We start from the raw sequence: 18767 nt of genomic DNA on the forward strand, positions 1-18767 counted from the left end.
AAAATTATTTTTTGGGCCTTTCGCTTTTATTGTTTTGACATCGTTAACTTATAATTGAATTAACAAATATCGATATTACTCAAAATCAGCAACTAACTGTGTCCCGGTTTGTTGCCCTGTCACCATCAAATAATGCCAACCTGAACTAGGGTTGCTAATAATCAGGTTTTCTTCACTCGTACCACTGGTTAACGCGCTGTTTTGGTAATTATTACTACTAGGCCAACCTGCAGCTGACTGATAAATACTGGCATCGCCATTGCCACCTTGAGTAGAAATCGTTAATGTACTTTGGCCACTAGCAACATAAATCGCCATGTAAATTGTTTGACTTCCCAAACATACAGCTTGGTTGTCTTCTAAGTTACCTCGAGTAATTGCAGATTGAGTATCACAGGCATTGGCATCGCCTGTACCACCGCCACCAGTGCCTGTATCGGCTGTCCAACTCACCGTTAAATTGACATTATCAAATACGCGATTTCCGTATGGATTACCCATTACGTACCAAATACCTTGTTGAGGCGCAGCAACATTAACCGTTTCATTGTTACCGCCTTGGTATGGTCGATAATCCCAGTTATTTACCGTAGCTTCACTGCCTGCTTTAACATACAGATCAACATCCCCAGTTCCACCTGATGATTGAATAATCAAATCGCTGGCATTCACCGGAATATCAAAACTATAGGTTGGTGTTTCTGTGCCATCAGAACTAATGGTGACCGTTTGGCCGTTGGTCAAGACATTATCACCAGGCACAACAACAGTATCTTCAGTGCTTTCTACCGTTTGTAACCAAGTGGCAAACTGAGCATCTAAGCTAGTGCCGATGTTGTTTAAAATAGTGTTGTAGTTTGTAAAGTTTCCTACTCTTAGCTCTGACAAGATGCTATCAACATAACCTGCTTGCTCCTCAAACATAAAGCGTACCGCTAGGTAGCCCCAGTTATAGATGCGTGTAGAATCATGATCATTGTAATTAGTACGGAATAATTCGCTTAATTTATAAGTATTTTTACGCGCTTCAGCGATAGCATCATCGTCAAAGTTTTTCTTGGCAATGTACTCTGCTATTCCTTCCCCCCACCATACCGAGTCATGGGCATTGAAATCTCTAAAATCACCATAAGTGTTGAAGCGGCCATCTAGATAATGAACATATTCATGATTTAGGTTCCAAACTTTAAATTCCGGTAGCAACCACGCAGCTTCATGTGCAAAAAAGCGCGGAATATTGCCGACAACAGCCGGGTCACCTTCTAAGTATTGGCCGCCATTATCAACACTGTTACCGAAAATATTATAAGAAAAACGCTTATATTGATCGGTATTATTATAAATAACTAACTCTAATGTCGAGTTGTTGTCATCAGCAACAGGTGTATTGTTAGTATTTAATTTTTCATGAAAATAACTTTCTCGCACCGCAAGTTCATCACAAACTTCATTAAGCTGAGCATTAGTGAGTTCTTGCGCTCGAATTCTTAATGAAGCACTACAAGAGTGTGTGATAGGGAGTATTGCCGCTTCTAACTCAGTTTTGTAATTACAGGTGCTATAAAAACTACAGTTATTAGGTTCATAATAATTAACTTGGTTGATCACTTTAAACCAAGACTTTGAAGCAGTGCCAGTCATATCGGTACGGGCTAAAAAGTCTCTGATATCATTTCGTGCCTGTGTTAGCGTTTGGCCACTGTATTTCAGCATACGACCAAACTCTGAAGCGACATCATTAAATTGCGCTTCCTGCGCATGACCTATCATAGAAGTATTGTTTTTTAGGAACTGATCCATCGCATTAATAAGACTTTGATCAGCTTGTACGGCATTGATAAACGCGGCATCATCTTTTGCACGATAAATATAAATTAATGATTTAGTAAACCAATTTTGAGCATTTGCCCCCCATTCTTTTTGATAACGTTCTAATAAACCAATCACCTGCGGCAAGTAGCGATATCGATCAGCGGCGTCAGTGGTATACATTAAAATCATCGCTTCTTTCGCTAAAAAAGCATGGCTTTCATCAGTACTATAATAGTTTTCGTTAGCAGCCAATGCATTCAAAAAAGTAACAATTGCCGTATTAACAGCTGAACTGTAACTGCCAATAATGGCTGTATTGGCCGCCTGCTCTTGGGTCCATCGACCTGCACGCAAATAGGTCAGAAAGTAACGTAAATTATTTGCTGTTGTACCATTGTAAGCCGTCGCAAGTGTGGTTGCTTCATTGGCAATAGCAATCATGGCACTTTCATTGAAGAGTGCCTGCATATTGGCGGTTTCGGTAGACCAAATATTATCTTCATAGCACTGATATTCGGTTTCAGATTTCATTAAGTTAGCGCGGGCTGAACCTGAAACCGCAGCTAAATCTGCGGTACTAACACAAGTACTAGCCGCCGCTAAACTCATGCTAGGACTAAAAGATAAACTTTTCTCCACAGCGTTTTTTAATGTGGTTTGTGGTGTGCTTTGATCGCGGGCTGAGACATCTTGATCTCGAATGTCGACTTCAACGTCGGTTACGATACTTGGTTTATGATCATGTACCCTATCAGCATCATTGTTCGCTGTACTTGCTAGAGCATTATTAACAACCATGGTTGCTGATAATGCTAAAAATAGACTCGTTAGTTTCATCTTACTTCCCTTCAAATTAATTGTGCGTTTTAGTTATTTATTCGATTTATTGCACTGATGAGTTCAGCTTAATGGCCAAGTGATTTGTTATAACCAATTAAAAATTAAGAAAAATTCAACGTGCATTTTTTAAACACAATAGATTTATATTGTATACAATATATTCAGTCAAGTTATCTTAGCGATATAAAGTGCTGATTGGCGGGTATTTATTCAACATGTGAAGATGACACTTTTGTTAAGCTTTTGTTAAGAGAGAAGATAATTAAAGAAATAAAACATATGTACAAGCGGAAAGAACAAAGTGAACTAAGAAATAACTATTTAGCATAAAAACAATTAGTTATAGTGTGAGAACTAGGCTTTTATATTAGGGTCTGTTGATCTTTCAGTTTATAACTCTGTTGACCTTGAAAAGATGGCTATCAAGGCACTTAATGTAAAATTTGGTTGTTCCAAATGCACATTTAGTAACACAGAGAGGCAGTTTTTCAAGGCAACTCGAAGAGCTATGACTAATTTTCAACCTAACCTCGTTGAAAAACGTTAAAGTAGAGCAACTACATTGCACATTTTTCGTCTTGTTATCTTTAAAATTAGTCTATAGCAGAGGCAAAAATGAAAGGTCAACAGACCCTAGCAGTTGATCTTTCAGTTTATAACTCTGTTGACCTTGAAAAGATGGCTATCAAGGCACTTAATGTAAAATTTGGTTGTTCCAAATGCACATTTAGTAACACCAAGAGGCAGTTTTTCAAGGCAACTCGAAGAGCTATGACTAATTTTCAACCTAACCTCGTTGAAAAACGTTAAAGTAGAGCAACTACATTGCACATTTTTCGTCTTGTTACCTTTAAAATTAGTCTATAGCAGAGGCAAAAATAAAAGGTCAACAGACCCTAGCATTAAAAATTGTAATGCCAGTAAACATGGTGCTAACAGAGCAAGGGAAATATGTAATTAAGTGCTTTGAAACGGTTTAATTTTCAACCAATAAAAAACTACCCTGTTCTTTAACCCGAGACTTCATATTTTCAAGCCGAGCACTAACACCGCCTAACATTTGACTAAAGCGCTGAGTTCTGGTTATTTTTGCAAGTATCGGTTCAACCTCTACTTTCCACGCTTGTACCCAACCGGCATCAATAGCACTTTGAAAAAAGCTAAACGCTTCGTTTTCATCATTTTGTAGGGCTTTTACTAAGGTCATATTATAAAAGATTTCAGGCTTGTTGCTGCTGCTTGAAATAAGTTGCAATAAATACTGCTCAAAGTCATTGATCAATGCTTCTGCTTTCTCTGACTGCTCTATTTGCTGATAGGCATAAGATAAATGTAATGCTGCTTGGCCATCAACTAAGTGATAAAAGTAATTACTACCACCATTTTTATTAGCTTGTAATTGTTCAAAGGCAGTAATTGCTTGGGCATAATTTTTACGGTAAAAAGCTATTTCACCGGTAATATATAAACCCATGCCTGGACTAGAATCGTCTAATTTTACTTGCTCTAATAGCGAAATTGCTTGCTCAGTGTCACCTTTACTGGCAGCAAAACGCGCCTGAAGCAAAGTTACGTCTGCGTCTGAAAATAAGTTTGCATGATTACTTAAATAGCTAAACCATTGCTCAGTATCGCTTTGGTTGTTCATATCCATATTTGCCCAAAGCAGCCCTTTAATTGCACCTTTATTCCCGGCATCAACTTGCAAGGCGCGTTCGTACATTTCTAGAGATTCATCAAGCCGACCGCGAGTTTTTAAAATATCGCCGGCTAAGTTGTAGGCACCAGGGTAATACGGATCGTTAGCAATAATTTGCGAAAATAGCATCATTGCTTTGCTTTCGTTACCTTCTTGGTAATAGCACCAAGCAACATTATAAGCAGCAACTGGCGATTGCGGGTCAAGCTCAAAAGCCTGTTCAAAAAGCTGATGTGCGCCAGCAATATCGCCACGATTTCGGTGCAGTGAGCCATACCACATATAGGTCATGGCATAATTAGGGTTTAAGCCAATGGCTTTTTTAAACGATAATTCAGCCTGCTCATTATCGATATTACTTAACAATAAACCTTGCGAGGCATGAGCGTCCGCAAGTTCTGGTGCCAATGCCAGCGCCTTATCTATTGCACCTTGGGCACTTTTATTTGCCTCTTCCTTTGGCAGTGTTCCGTAAAGCGCTAATAAAATATTTGCATTGGCGATGCCAACATAAGCTCTGGCATATTCACTATCAGCATCAACAGCAGCATTAAAATGCGATAACGCTTTTGTCAGTGAAGCGGCGGTACGATGAGATAATTCCTTTTGCCCTTTCCCATAGGCCACCATAGCATCAATACTATGGGTACCTTTTTCGTGATTGCTAACCTTTGCTTGCCCTAACAACGTCACTTTCAATTTATCTACCACGGCATTAGCAATTTCATCTTGAATTTGGAAAACGTCACGGTATTCGCGATCATAAGTCTCAGACCAAATATGCTCCCCAGAAGCAACGTTAATTAACTGTGCCGTAACACGTATTTTATTGGTGGTGTCATTCTTGCGAATACTGCCTTCTAAAATAGTTTTTACGCCAAGTTCGCGACCAATTTCTGGTATGGTTTTCTTCGTGACATTTTTATAAGCAAAGGAAGATGTTCTTGCGGCCACTTGTAGCTCGGAGTTTTTTGCTAATAAATTCAATAGCTCTTCAACCATACCATCGGCAAAGTATTCATCTTCAGGATCAGAACTTAAGGCAACAAAGGGTAAAATAGCGATTGACTCTTTACTATTTTCTTTCGCTAATGTCGCTTTAATTTGCGGCACTTTTTCAGGTGAGCCGCTAGGTTCAATGGCAACTTGTGGATCAGAAAAAAACACTTGGCTAAGCAAAGTCACCGCTAACGCCAAAGCTAAACTACCGGCAACGGTAATGGTTGTTCTTAAATTTACTTGGCTACGACTACCATCAATTGACGCGTCAGATTCTTCTGCTCGCACAATACCTTGACTGGTAAAGTTAAACAACCAAGCAAAAATTAAACTTACTGGGAAACCAAAAATGAAAATCTTCAACAGCAAGGTCATCACACTATCAGGCAGGCCTAATGCTGGCACTGCCAAATCAGCAATTTGAATTAGCGGCCACGCCGAAACAGCATAAATGGTTGCTACCTTAAATACTTGTCGCTGCCTTAATTGTGCTAAAAATGCTTCCAATGAACTTCCTTGCAAGAAACCTAAAAATACCTATCGCATATCCTCAATCGAATAAGAACCAAGGAATTACTATTAAGATAATGCAAGTATACAAAATTAAGACGTTAATCATAGCGTTAAACATTAACAAATTATTAATATGGTGGGATTATAGCTTTCGGTACCTGTCCATTATTACACCAGCCAAATTATGGCTAGTCACTTTAACTTAGCAGCAACTAGCCATACTTCACTACATAACCGCCTGTGCCCCAATCACTAAAATTGCTGCCCAAGAAACTAAATAAGTCGGCGTTCGTAAATAAGGAATAGCTAAACTAAACACAATTGCATGAACTACTCGAGCAAAGAAAAATATCGCCGCCCACTCTCCTATTGTATTTCCTGCGGTATCCGCCACTAAATAGCCAGAGCCTAATACTACGGCTATAAACGCAGGCATTGTTTCTACCATGTTTAAGTGAACACGTTGGGCACGCTTTGCCCATTCGGGTGGTTCAGGCATATCTTTCGGATAACTATTTAAAAAACCGGGCAAGCCCCAAGTTACCATACGAGAAAGAATATAGGGTGTCCATAATAAGATGGTCAACATGCCGCTAAGTACTAAATAATAATAAGCTGTTTGCATAAAAATTCGCTCCAAGAAAAAATAGATAATGAAAAAATTGGCGTTTATTTAATAAACGCCAATAGACTTGCTATAGGCTTATCGCCGCAATGTGCTCAATTTTTTTCCATTGTTGCGATGCTTTCAAAATGGTGCCATCTTGATCTTTCTGAAATAACTTAAAGATATCTTCATTTAAGAATACATAAAGCTTACCGTTTTTTACCGCCGCAAATTGTGGGTTACCATTAAACTTTTTGCCTACTGATACACCAAAGGTACAAAAGCCACCGTTTTGCGGAACATATCGACTTGGATTTTCCTTAAAAGCATTTTTATTCTCTTCACTGGAAAAATAGTACGCAACGTTGTCGTAAGTTTCAGTAAAAGTGGCAGAGCCAGAAATTCTGTTACCTATCTTTATAAAAGCTACGGGGTCAACACCGTGCAAACCTAAAGGCATTCCAACTGCAGTTAATCCCGGAACAACATTATGTTCATCGGCTGCATAAACAGCATTGGTAAATGAGCTAGATATTAGTAAAACGGCGACAGCAATACTGTCTTTCTTATACGTTAATTTAGTCATGATTATTTCCTATTGATTGATTATTTATCTCGAAATCAATAGTGGAAAAAACAATACGACTTATCAATATAACAACATAAAGTACGCACTATCTGCACACATTGCGATACGATACGTATAGTAATTCACTTTTTTATAGCGTTTGTCGACGATAATCACTGGGTGATGCGCCAAATTTTCCGGAAAATGCGCGAGCGAATGCAGATGGAGATTGGTAACCACTTTTATCAGCAATTTGCTGCACACTTAGCTGTGAAGTATCGAGCAAAGCTAACGCTTTTTGCAAGCGCCAGTTTGATAAATAGGCCATAGGTCCCGTGCCCATTAACGAGCTAAATCGATTGGCAAACCGGCTTCTTGACATTGCCACCTTTGACGCCAAACTTTCCACTGTCCAAGGCAGAGCGTGCTCAGCATGAATAAGACTAAGTGACTGACTGATTTGTGGGTCATGAAATGCTTCTAGTATATTGGTTAATTCAGACTGTTGACCAATACAGGAGCGAATTAATTCAATAAATACAATTTCAGAAAGCCGTGTTACGGACGCGGCCGCTCCTAGCTGCTCATCATAGACTCGCCGTGTGATCATTCTAAGTATCTCATCAAGTAGCGGATATTGTGCTCGCATTGCAGTGGACGTGACTAAGTACGTAGGTAAAGCTTCTAAAATAGGGTGTTCTGCTTGTGATCGAAAAGAAAAGTGCCCGCAAACCATCTGTGTCGTCGAATTTAGATCACCATCTCCCACCGTTAATACACCATCACCAGTGTAGCCAACATCGATTAACACTTGCTCTAAAGGAGGTGCTGACTCGCATGCTGAATGAGAAACAATATGCGAAACTCCGCGTGGAATTAAGATTAAGTCACCTGCATTGAGTTCAACGGTCGTTTGTTTCGCTACTTGAACATAGCAACGACCTTGGATAACTAAGTGAAAGCGTGCGGCATTTTCATACTCTGGCACAGTTGTCCCCCATGGCGCAGTAAAGTTAGTACGAAAATATAAAGCACCTTTCAAGTTTAAGGTGTTAAAAATATCATCAAGAAGATCCACAACAAAACACTCAATAAGTACCAAATAATGGTACAAATCGTATAGTAGTGTATTATTTAATCAAGCCCTATACGCTATGTGAAGATTACACATCGTTCAGAAAAACACTCTTGTATGGCACTTTTGGAAAAACAGAAAATAGACTTTGAGTGTGCAGCTACGTAGGGACGACATGACTTTTTAGGAAAATTGGGAAATATAAATAGTAAGTTTTAGGCACAAAAAAACCAGCTAAAAAGCTGGTTTATGTTTTCAATCAATTGACGATTGAAATGGTACCGGAGGACGGACTTGAACCGTCACGCTCGAAAGCAACGGATTTTGAATATCTAACAAAATCAAATACCTACATAGATAACCATAGCTATAAGTAGACAGTTATTCAAGCATCTATTTCTCATTTATAGCCATAAATAGACCAAAATATACGCTTATATTCCCAGAGCTTACCCAGATACACCTTTAAAATCAAAGCCCTATAAATATGTAGCTTTAGAAAAGCAACCACGGTCTTACGGTCTTTTTAAAACACCCCCAATTATTAATCACCTTTATCACTAATTACTTCTTAAATTGTGCTGTTTAATATAGAGCCAGTTGCAAATTTATAGCATGCACTATTTCTACAACCTCAAATTCCCGTACATTTATTAAGCAAAGCAACTTTTATTTAAATTTATTTAAAAATAATTTTTTTCTATCTTCTGTTTGAATTCATCCAATAAAAACTGGTTTCCCATGGACGCGATACCCTTAACCAGTTTCTTAATTTCCACTCTTGTTTGAATTAACGTTAAAACACCATAAATTACAACGAGTTATACCACAAGAGCGGTTTACTTTTAATTTTTCATCTGTAATATAGCAACCAGTCCTTAGGGCTAAACGTTTATCTAAGAATGATTATTTAAACGAAACTCTTTAACAATTTGGAACTGGAAAATTTGAGATGAGTAAGGTTATTAATTTTAACCGAGATACTCTGAGAAAGATTCGCAGTGATAGTCTACCCATTGGCAAGAAACAAGTTGAATACCGCGATCGTAATGAGAATGGTCTTTGTTTGATTCAATATCCAACAGGTAAGCAGATGTATTACTTTATCATGTGCTTTCGTAAACAACGGTTCAAAGAACGGCTTGGCGACAGTGATACTTTTACTGTTCAAGAAGCAAGAATTTGGGCTAATGAGTTACGAGCAGCTATCTATAAAGGTGAGAATCCAAATGCAACACGGAAAAAAGCTGAGATGCTTTTTTCTGAGTTATTTGCTTTATATTACGCAGAAAAGAAAGATAAAAAAGTTTCTTCTAATGCTGATGAGAGTAAGTATCGGTTGCACTTGGCACCAGTATTCGCAACAAAGCAAATCGGTTCGATTACTAGTGCTCATATTGAGAAATATCACGCTTTAAAGAAAGAAGAGTTAACACCTGCAACGGCTAATCGTCATCTAGCATTATTAAAAGCTTTGTTTACATATGCAGTTAATAAGTTAGAAGTGCTGACTAAGTCGCCAGCTAGCGGAATAAAATCCTTTGCTGAGCTACAGAAAAAGCGTAAGTATTTTGATCTTGATGAGTTGAACCGCTTCTTTGCTGAATTAGATAATGAAGCAAATATTGAAGCCGCAAATATCATTCGTTTTATGGTGTTATGTGGAACACGTAGTTCAGCTACTCGTGATTTAAGACTTGAAAACTACGATGCCAAACTAAGTACAATTTTAATTTCTGTTGATAAGAACGGTACTGGTCAATATGTCAGCTTATCTGATAAGGCCAAAGCTATTCTAGAGCACCAGATTGCAAAATACGGTACCCAAGGTCGGGTTTTTAGAGGTGTTGATATGCAATCTCGTATGTCAGATCCGAGCCGTGTTATGGCTAGAGTCTGTAAAAATGCAGGATTACCTATCGCTGGTGTTCATCTACTACGCCACAGCTATAGTTTTTTAGCTTTAGAACGTGGGGTTAGCATTTATCAATTGATGACTGCCCTCAATCATAAGACCCTTAGCAGTACGTTGGTCTACTCAAGTATCTCAAACAATAAACTTCGTCAAATCAATAACGATTTGGCTTCACAACTTAGCTTTTAAAGCTAAATTCATTAAATGCAAAATGACAGATAAACCTAACCTATTACGTTAGATTTATTTAACCATTGTCTACCTATATAAATTCCACAAGAAGAGTAACTATCTGTATGTAATTGGGAGCAGATATGAAAACACGTGTCCTTAGTGATAAGGGGTAATTTACAACTCAGTAGATTAGGAAGGATTTAGAGGAAATTGCCATGTATGAGCATTTTACATCCCCAATTAACACGGCTTTTTGCCTAATAATTGGAAATAAATATGAATGGTCAACACTTCATACAATACGACCCGAAAACTGAGGTCAAAATTAACCGCCACACATGGCTAACCGAACAACAAGCAGCAGAATACTTAAATGTATCGCCATCTTTCCTCGCTAAGAATAGGTGCTATAAGAGAGGGTTAGAATTAATACCTTTCGTAAAAATGAGCAGTCGATGTATTCGCTACTCTAGATTACAGCTAGACACTTGGTTAGAAACACAGCTTCAAGCCTTTAACGAGGTGCAAGAAAAATGAACCTTACTCACTCAAACTCAAATCCAGCAATAAATGAGCAGGCTCCACAGCCTGCGGGGGTTTATACCTTCAACGACAATATGCTAATGGCTGACAATCAAAATAACATGAACGTATTTTGTGATTGTATTTTACAGCCAATTCACAGAACTCGTTCTGTTGATGGTTTAAGTCATAACGGCTTAGTCTTTGAAGCAATCGTTCACGGTAAGAAGGTTATTATCACTATTGATTCGAAGAAAATATTTAGTGGTTTTACTTCCGTATTGGCCGATTTAGCCGACCAAGGAATTAATATACCTACCAATCGAGTTAATGACTTTAAGCGTTATTTACAGCAATGCAGTCAACTTAAGCTAACAGATCAATTTATCATTGAACGTACTGGCTTTATTGATGAATATTTAGCTTATGCCTACGGTGAAACCATTATCAAAGGCGAAGCTGAGATACAAAATAACACCGCATTTTGTTACCGCTCTCGTCAGGGTAAACCGCCCGAAGGCTTAACAGTTCAAGGTACTTTAAAGTCATACAATCGTGAAGTGATCGACCAATGTGTAACTGACCCACTTAAGTTTGCAATTTTTATGGGATTGGCATCTTCTTTAGCTGAACTCATGGGGCTAGAAGGTGGCTTAATTCATATATTTGGTCCATCAGGATCAGGAAAAAGCACCATAGCACAAGCAACAGCTTCCGTTATTGGCTCAGGCTCTGAACCTGGTGATGGTTCAAAAGACTCATACATTAACTCTTGGTCTTCTACTGCTAATGGTCTAGAAGCTTTGTTGTCTGAACGCTCTGGAATGGGCGTCTGTTTAGACGAACTAGGGGCTTTTAAGCATAGCAAAATAAGCTCTGCACTTTACAAACTGCTTTCTGGCTCTGGTACAAGTCGAATGACTTCTAACCTTAACAAAGCTAAGCAACATAAGGCATCCGTATTTGGTATCAGTACAGGCGAATTGTCAATTGAGGATAAGGTTCGTCAAAGTAATGAAGTACTAAATGCAGGTTTACTTGCTCGTATGCCAAGCCTTTTAATTGAACCTTGCCACATGGCACTAAAGCACGAAACATTAGCTGAAACAGCTCAACGTATCGAAAACTTCAAAGATGCTTGTACTGAAAATGGTGGTCATTTAGCACCTCTATTCATTCAAGGGTTACTTGATGGTTTTGATACAAAGGCTGAATTAGAAGAAGGGGTTCGTGAACGATGGGAAGATAGTGTTGAGCTTCTGGCTGAGTATGCAAAAAATAGCATTCAGCGACGAGTTATCAGGCGTTTTTCACTTGCTCTTACCGCTGGTCTATTGGCTGCTGAATTAGAGCTTATACCTTGGTCAGAAGATGAAATCACTGATGCTATTGTATTTATGATCAAACGCTGGTTAGTCAATATTGAAATGGGCAAGTCTGACTTAGATAGAGCAATTGACCGCTTGAAAGATTGGATTCGAGCTAATTTTCATAAATTGCCTGATTCTACCGATGATAAGGTCAAGAGTGTTGTTGATGGTTATCGCTTCCAAGGTACACACATTGTGATTCTACCTGATAAATTTCGTGACCTTTGCGAAAATGTTACTCCTAGTCAAGTCGCTAATCGATTGAAAGAACTTGGCGTACTTAGGTATGACAATGGCAAGCTTCAATATCGTGTGATGATACCAACCATTCGTAAGCGGCAGTATTTTTTCTGTATCGACTATCGTTTTATCGAAGATTGGTTAGAAGACGATGAGGATATCGAAGGTGAAATAACATCAGAGCTAATTGATGACATGCTTGATGGTGATGAAATTGTTATTTCTGAACGAATTATCAAACAAGGTAACGCTAAACCAAAAGTTGAGCTTGATCCCTGTGACTACGATGAGAACGACAACGCACCAATACTCAAACGTAAAATACACAAATCAAAATCAAGCTTGCCCCCTGAATAGTTGTAGAAGCCCCACTTCATGCCCTATTCAATTCAACCAACATTTATTGTAACTACTGCTCTGTATAGGGGTTTCGATCTAAACCCCGATTTCCCCTATCAGATTTCAGTAGACTAGATTTAGGAGAGAAAAATTATGACTTACGAACGCACAGACCGAGATTTCGAGACACCTGATCCATACGTTGGTAATTACTACCGAGGTCAAATGCAGAATTCAGAACAATACAGTACAGATGTTTGCTTTGGCTATTTTGATGAGGATGGAAGAAAGCCTGCAATAATACTAGGATGCGGAGTTCAAGATTTCAGGATTAATGTTAAGACAGCTCACCTTCTACGTAAGATGCTTAAAGAAAATCCACAGCTATTAGATCACTTTCTAGATGACTGGCTTTTAGTTAATGCGGATCCAGAAAAAGCATCACTCGGAAGTTCTGGTAGTAATAAGCCTAAAAGACGTGTTGCTCCTAGACCAAAATAGAAGCTTATTTCATTCTGGTAATAACAAACTAAGCCCAAGGTTAATCGTCTTGGGCTTTTTATTTATGTCAAAAAAATTGGTTAAAAGTGCCTAGCCGAGGTAAAATTCCTTCCAAATTTAAAATCCCTCATACTAATAAGAATTAAGCATTTGAAATTTAAAATAAATCAAACAGAACAAAAGCTAAGAGGTGGGTATTATACCCCATTGGCTCTCGCGGAATTCATTACTAGATGGGTAGGATCCAACTCACCAAATACAATATTAGAGCCGAGTTGTGGAGATGGTGTATTTATTCGCGCACTTAAAAGCCAGAAAGTCGATTTTAAGACTTTTCTAGCTGTTGAACGTAATGTTGAAGAAGCAGCGAAAGCTGAAAGTTTGTCAATTAAGCTAGATTTACAAAGTACCGTCAATGTTGAAAGGAAAGATTTCTTAGAATTAGCTATAAACCACCCTACAGAACTAAAGTTTGATGCAGTAGTCGGCAACCCTCCGTTTATTAGATATCAGTTTCTCGAAGAAGAAGATCAGGCGTATTCAAAGCAGTTATTTGATAGAAACGAACTGAAGTTCACTAAGCATACAAATGCATGGGTTCCTTTTATTATAGCCTCAATCGAAATGCTTAATTCTGGTGGGCGACTTGGAATGGTAATTCCTTCCGAAATTTTTCATGTAATGCATGCAGCACCACTTAGAAAGTTTCTCTTAGACAAATGTAAGAAAATAGTTATCTTTGATCCTAAAGACATCTGGTTTGAAGGTACACTTCAAGGTGCTGTTATTATCTTCGCAGAGAAAAAATCGGATCCAAATGAAATTTGCGAAGGATTGGGGATTCAAGAAACCAATGGTTACGACTTTACAAAACAAGATCCCGAAGAGTTATATAATTCAGCTCGCATGGTTCCTTTGCCATTACTTGAAAACAAATGGACTATTAGCTTTCTCTCAGATTCTACCATTGCACTTTTGAAGGAGTTGCTTAAATCTCCTGACGTTTATAAATTTGACGATATTGCTACAGTAGCTGTTGGAATAGTTACTGGTGCCAATAGCTTTTTCTTAGTGTCTGATACTGTAGCAGAAGAATACCAACTTCAAGAGTATTGTTCACCTATGTTTGGTAAAAGTAATCACTGTAAAGGAGTTATTTATGATTCAGAACAACATAATAAAAATGCAAAGTCTGGCTTAGCTTGTAATTTCGTTTATTTGACAGAACAGTTCGATTCATTACCAGCAAAGGTACAAGATTATATTAAGTTAGGAGAGAGTCTGGAACTACATACTCGTTATAAATGTCGAATCAGAGAGCCTTGGTACACAGTACCTTCTGTTTATGCCACCGATATTGGTATGCTAAAACGATCTCACCATATTCCACGAGTAATTCATAATGAGCTTGAGGCATACACAACAGATACTGCTTATAGAATGACTATCAAGAAAGATTGGTGCAGTTCAGATTTATTTTCTTATTGTTTTGTCAATCCGATTACAGCGATTTTTGCTGAGCTTGAAGGAAGACATTATGGTGGTGGTGTTTTAGAGCTTGTGCCTTCTGAAATTCGAAAACTATATGTCCCTGTACCAAAAATAAATTTTGACCTTGAACATTTAAATTCTAGATTTCTCAATAATGAACCTATTGAAGAAATTTTATATTCACAAGGTAAGCATATCTTAGAGTCTTTAAATGGTGTCTCTGTTGATGATTCTACAGTCAAAGCCCTTATTGGTGATTGGCAACGGTTACGAATTAGAAGACAAAGAGAAGAATGATTTAATTGAATCGAAGGAGCTTCTCTCCTCGATTCAATTACCTAAGATTAGACGACTTCAATTCTATAGTTATTAGTATCTAGTTTGAACAAGGTTAGGTCTTTTCCTAAAACTCTTTGGAATACATCCCCAAAACCACAAACATGCAAAGCTGTAGTAGGTTGTTTTTGATCTTCGCCACCATGATGCTTAGGATCTCTAGATTCTTTATCTGAAATCATAAGCAATTTTTTTTCGATAAACTCACCGTCTAACCAAAGCTCAAAATGAGCAAATACTTCTTTTCTTTCAATAGCAGGATTTTCTGCCCAAGACAAATCACCAAAAACTTCATCTTTCATGTAAGTTTTATTATCTACTAATCTACCATCAGGGGTTCGACGAAAAGACTTATTTCCCATTGTCATATAGCCTTTTACATTTGTACTCCTTCCACCTGAAATTTGGGCATCTGACTTGGATAATTTATTTTTTTTCCATACTAGAACCCCTGAACCAATCTCTGAATGTAAACCCTCATTTTCCTTCTCTACTTCAACTTCTTCTTCACTATTTAGAGCAATATTTGAAAGTTTAGGAGGCGGAGGCATGCTTATAACATGTCCATCACTTTCTTCTTTCTCAGACATTCCTTTTGTCTCAGCCGAGTGCTTAAATACCATCTCATTTTCAAGTTTACCTTTCACTAAAAGGTCATCAAGTATTTCGTCACAACTTAAGATGACATTTTCTGGGTATGTATCAGGTAAATCTAAAAGAATTTCTTCTAGTTTATCTATTTCTTCTTTTTCAGCATCAACATTTAAATCAAATTCTATAGCAATAACATGCTCAAAGTTCTTAGTTAGCCCTTGGCCAGTTAAGTTAGCAGAGCCAGTAATTAGAACTGCTCTATTTTTACCTTTAGCCAAATATAACTTAGGATGAAAAATTCTATCTCGCCTATTAGTGTTAACAATAAAAGTTTCAAAATTTTCTGAGAGTAAAGAAGATACCCCTTGAATACTTGAACTTTGGTTATTTACACCTACAAATGCAACTTTAGACTTAAACGAGCTGAGATCTATTACATCTTCCAATCGCTTAACGCCAGTTGTTCTGATGTATGCAGAGCTTATCAAAAGAAGCTCTTTCAAGTCGTTTTCATTGAGTAGTCTAAATACATCAACGATAAATTCTGGATTTGATTTTATCCCCTGAAAGGATTGTTTGATTACTCTCATTCTTACACCTTATTAAAATATGAACCCTCAATTTTCACCAAAGGTTCCAAAAATTATACAGATTAGGGATACCATTTCAATTTAGATTGAAGATATCTACAGATAAAACTTAGAGAACTTTCAAATTAGCAGCGAGCAAAATTGAAAATTAAAAACATAGAGCATCAAATATTCAACGATTGAATAAGCCCAATACAGACGAAAAACAAGAAAGATTAAATTAATATATTCAAAAAAAACCTTCCAATTGTCACCTTCATAATTGTTTAGATTATTACCTGCTTGATAACTATTTCGAACTTTTCTGAAAATAGATTCAAACTGTATAAAGCTATCTACATCTATTTCTTGTAACACCGTCAATACAGTTGTAGGCAGCTCATCGCCATCTGACTTTAAAGTCTCATTCATATATTTCTCCATCACAAACCAATTAAATTGAAGTAAACTCCAGCCTAGACCGAAGCTATCTGCAGGTAAATATAGTATCAAAGTTTAAATGTGTCAATATTAAATTGAAGTTATCTGCAGGTTAATCATGTCTGAATAAGAATTATACCTATATATCAATACCTTGGTTACAACCAAATTAATCGAGATTTATATGAAAAAGAAAAAATTCAAATTCACTAATGCCAGTATCAAAGCATTACCTGCCAATCCTGTAGAATCAAAAAGTACTGAATGTGAGTATGCAGATACTGAAATCATTGGTCTTAAGTGTTTGTCTGGCAAATCAGGCAACAAGCGCTGGATGTTACGCTACACCATGGAAGGTAGAAAACACGCTATCACGTTAGGTCGCTTTCCTGATTTAGATGTTACTTCTGCTCGCAATATTGCCAAAAAGCACAAGGTACAGATTGCCGAAGGTATCAACCCAAAAACTAAGCGTGATGGTTATCTTGGTATGCCTACTGTTGGAGATTTCTTTCACCAAACATACATGCCGTTAGCACAAAAGCGTAAGAAGTCATGGAAAGATGATGCTCAACGATTCAAAAGGTTTTGTGTTGGTATTTCTACTATTCCTTATGACAAGTTAAAAGCGATAGATGTGCAAGATATTCAAAACCAAATGATGGTTGAAGTTAATGGTAAATCAAAATACAAACCAGCAACATGCAACCGAGTTATTGCATTAGTTAAAACAATAGGCGCTTTAGCTGAACGCTTACTTGATATACCTAATGTTGCGTCTAGGGTGTCTCAACTACCTGAAAATAATATGCGAACTCGCTTTTGCTCTGTTGATGAAGTACGACGCATTATCAAAGAGTCGTTAGCTTACCATCACAAACCAAGCGGTGCTTATATCGCAATGTTGTTTCTCACAGGTTGTCGAGCATCTGAAATGCGCTTTCGTAAATGGGAAGATATTAACTATCAGCAACGTACACTCACCATTGATCAAACCAAAAATGGTACACCGCACATTATTTATTTAACAGATATGATGATGGCGATTTTGGATGATATTCCTAAAGTTGCAGGCAATGAATTCATTTTTGCTGGCACTAAAAAAAACAAACCTGTTTGTGCTAGCCGATGGGCTTTTAGTTTAATCAAAGAACGTGCAGGTATTGAGAACCCTAATGAAGTAGTATTCCATACGGCTAGGCATTCTATTGCTTCCAACCTTTTAAGCCATGCAAATCAAACACATGCTGACATTCGCTCTGTACAAGAATTACTCAACCATAAGAGCATACAAAGCACTATGCGGTACGCCAAGCTAAGTATTGAGCGTCAACGGCAGACCTCGGAAAGTATGGAGTATTTACTAGAAAGTACTCAGTAACTACCCCCTTTTTATCCATATATCACTTCAATGTTAAATCAAGCCAATACCTTTCGGGTATTGGCTTTTTTAGTTTCTATACGGAGAAATTTATGCAACTAATCAATCACTGGCCTAGTGAAAAAGATATTTCACTGCCAAAACCAGTCAAGCAAGTATTGTTAGCACATCTTATCGAGCCATTTGGAGATCAAGAAAGTGCTAAAACGTTTTGGCAAGAGTATCCATCCATGATCATTGTAATTACAGAAAATGATATTAACGATTCGTTGCTATTTCTTGATGACGAAATTCAACACCAAATAGAATTCGCACATACAAACCCTGAATATGAAGAATATCTATCAGCAGATTACGTCGTCAAATTATCTATAACCAATGATCAAGGTAACGGCGTTTATCTTATTGCTCCTGTAGCATTTGAACTGCCTACTTCATCTAAGGTGACGTAAATGCCTAAGCTATCTCACGATAAAACTTGGGGTAAATTTAAACAGATAAAAGGCTTTAAGAAACTCATTGAAAGCGCGTTACTACTCTACGCCTTAATACTTGATGGTGATACACCATTGTGGGCTAAGACCTTAGCTATTTCTGCACTTATTTACCTTATTACACCTGTAGACACCATTCCTGATTTCATTCCTGCATCTGGCTTAGCTGATGATCTTAGCGTACTTGCAGCCGCGTTAGCATCGTTACAGACACAAATGAAATCTCATCATAAAAAACAAGCAAAAAACCTGTTTAACCAACTTTAACATTAGCCGACTTAGGAGAA

At 37.7% G+C, this 18767-nt stretch carries 15 protein-coding genes; 8 read left to right on the forward strand and 7 right to left on the reverse strand.

Going from position 1 to position 18767, the window contains the following annotated elements; all coding sequences use genetic code 11:
* Positions 1 to 75: 75 nt before the first annotated feature.
* From AC27JP_RS03810 to AC27JP_RS03830, 5 genes are all read right to left on the reverse strand, one after another.
* Positions 76 to 2649, reverse strand: coding sequence for a M9 family metallopeptidase (locus AC27JP_RS03810; RefSeq protein WP_487112218.1), 2574 nt, complete (start codon positions 2647 to 2649; stop codon positions 76 to 78).
* Positions 2650 to 3628: 979 nt separating this feature from the next.
* Positions 3629 to 5857: a tetratricopeptide repeat protein gene (locus AC27JP_RS03815; RefSeq protein ID WP_487112220.1), complete on the reverse strand. Its 2229-nt coding sequence runs from the start codon at positions 5855 to 5857 to the stop codon at positions 3629 to 3631.
* Between the two features lie 232 nt (positions 5858 to 6089).
* Entirely contained in the window at positions 6090 to 6488 is a 399-nt protein-coding gene (locus AC27JP_RS03820) for an MAPEG family protein (RefSeq protein WP_487112222.1), read from the reverse strand.
* Positions 6489 to 6558: 70 nt separating this feature from the next.
* On the reverse strand, positions 6559 to 7056 hold the full coding sequence (locus AC27JP_RS03825) for a YHS domain-containing (seleno)protein (protein WP_487112224.1): 498 nt from the start codon (positions 7054 to 7056) through the stop codon (positions 6559 to 6561).
* 133 nt (positions 7057 to 7189) lie between these two features.
* Positions 7190 to 8116, reverse strand: a complete 927-nt coding sequence (locus AC27JP_RS03830) for an AraC family transcriptional regulator (protein ID WP_487112226.1) — start codon at positions 8114 to 8116, stop codon at positions 7190 to 7192.
* A 949-nt stretch (positions 8117 to 9065) separates the two neighbouring features.
* Between AC27JP_RS03830 and AC27JP_RS03835 the strand changes: the two genes are divergently transcribed.
* From AC27JP_RS03835 to AC27JP_RS03855, 5 genes are all read left to right on the forward strand, one after another.
* Complete coding sequence (locus AC27JP_RS03835; RefSeq protein WP_487112228.1) at positions 9066 to 10217, forward strand: tyrosine-type recombinase/integrase; 1152 nt, start codon at positions 9066 to 9068, stop codon at positions 10215 to 10217.
* A 261-nt stretch (positions 10218 to 10478) separates the two neighbouring features.
* Positions 10479 to 10739, forward strand: a complete 261-nt coding sequence (locus tag AC27JP_RS03840) for a helix-turn-helix transcriptional regulator (RefSeq protein ID WP_487112230.1) — start codon at positions 10479 to 10481, stop codon at positions 10737 to 10739.
* Entirely contained in the window at positions 10736 to 12691 is a 1956-nt protein-coding gene (locus AC27JP_RS03845) for a DUF927 domain-containing protein (protein ID WP_487112232.1), read from the forward strand. Before AC27JP_RS03840 ends, AC27JP_RS03845 begins: the two co-directional genes overlap by 4 nt.
* Before the next feature lie 135 nt (positions 12692 to 12826).
* Entirely contained in the window at positions 12827 to 13174 is a 348-nt protein-coding gene (locus tag AC27JP_RS03850; protein WP_487112233.1) for a hypothetical protein, read from the forward strand.
* 150 nt (positions 13175 to 13324) lie between these two features.
* The gene (locus AC27JP_RS03855; RefSeq protein ID WP_487112235.1) at positions 13325 to 14962 is read left to right on the forward strand and encodes an Eco57I restriction-modification methylase domain-containing protein; all 1638 of its coding nucleotides are present in this window, start codon (positions 13325 to 13327) and stop codon (positions 14960 to 14962) included.
* A gap of 47 nt (positions 14963 to 15009) precedes the next feature.
* Here AC27JP_RS03855 and AC27JP_RS03860 read toward each other — a convergent pair whose 3' ends face one another.
* Together AC27JP_RS03860 and AC27JP_RS03865 are read right to left on the reverse strand one after the other, a co-directional pair.
* Positions 15010 to 16185, reverse strand: a complete 1176-nt coding sequence (locus AC27JP_RS03860) for a phospholipase D family protein (protein ID WP_487112237.1) — start codon at positions 16183 to 16185, stop codon at positions 15010 to 15012.
* 120 nt (positions 16186 to 16305) lie between these two features.
* Positions 16306 to 16596: a hypothetical protein gene (locus AC27JP_RS03865; RefSeq protein ID WP_487112239.1), complete on the reverse strand. Its 291-nt coding sequence runs from the start codon at positions 16594 to 16596 to the stop codon at positions 16306 to 16308.
* Positions 16597 to 16789: 193 nt separating this feature from the next.
* Between AC27JP_RS03865 and AC27JP_RS03870 the strand changes: the two genes are divergently transcribed.
* The 3 genes from AC27JP_RS03870 (at position 16790) to AC27JP_RS03880 (ending at position 18747) form a co-directional block, all read left to right on the forward strand.
* Positions 16790 to 17986, forward strand: coding sequence for a tyrosine-type recombinase/integrase (locus AC27JP_RS03870; RefSeq protein WP_487112241.1), 1197 nt, complete (start codon positions 16790 to 16792; stop codon positions 17984 to 17986).
* Positions 17987 to 18078: 92 nt separating this feature from the next.
* The gene (locus tag AC27JP_RS03875) at positions 18079 to 18438 is read left to right on the forward strand and encodes a hypothetical protein (RefSeq protein ID WP_487112243.1); all 360 of its coding nucleotides are present in this window, start codon (positions 18079 to 18081) and stop codon (positions 18436 to 18438) included.
* Entirely contained in the window at positions 18439 to 18747 is a 309-nt protein-coding gene (locus AC27JP_RS03880) for a YkvA family protein (protein ID WP_487112245.1), read from the forward strand. It abuts the gene before it with no gap.
* Positions 18748 to 18767: the final 20 nt, after the last annotated feature.

The sequence above is a fragment of the Colwellia sp. SU-HH01172 genome, from assembly GCF_057553355.1.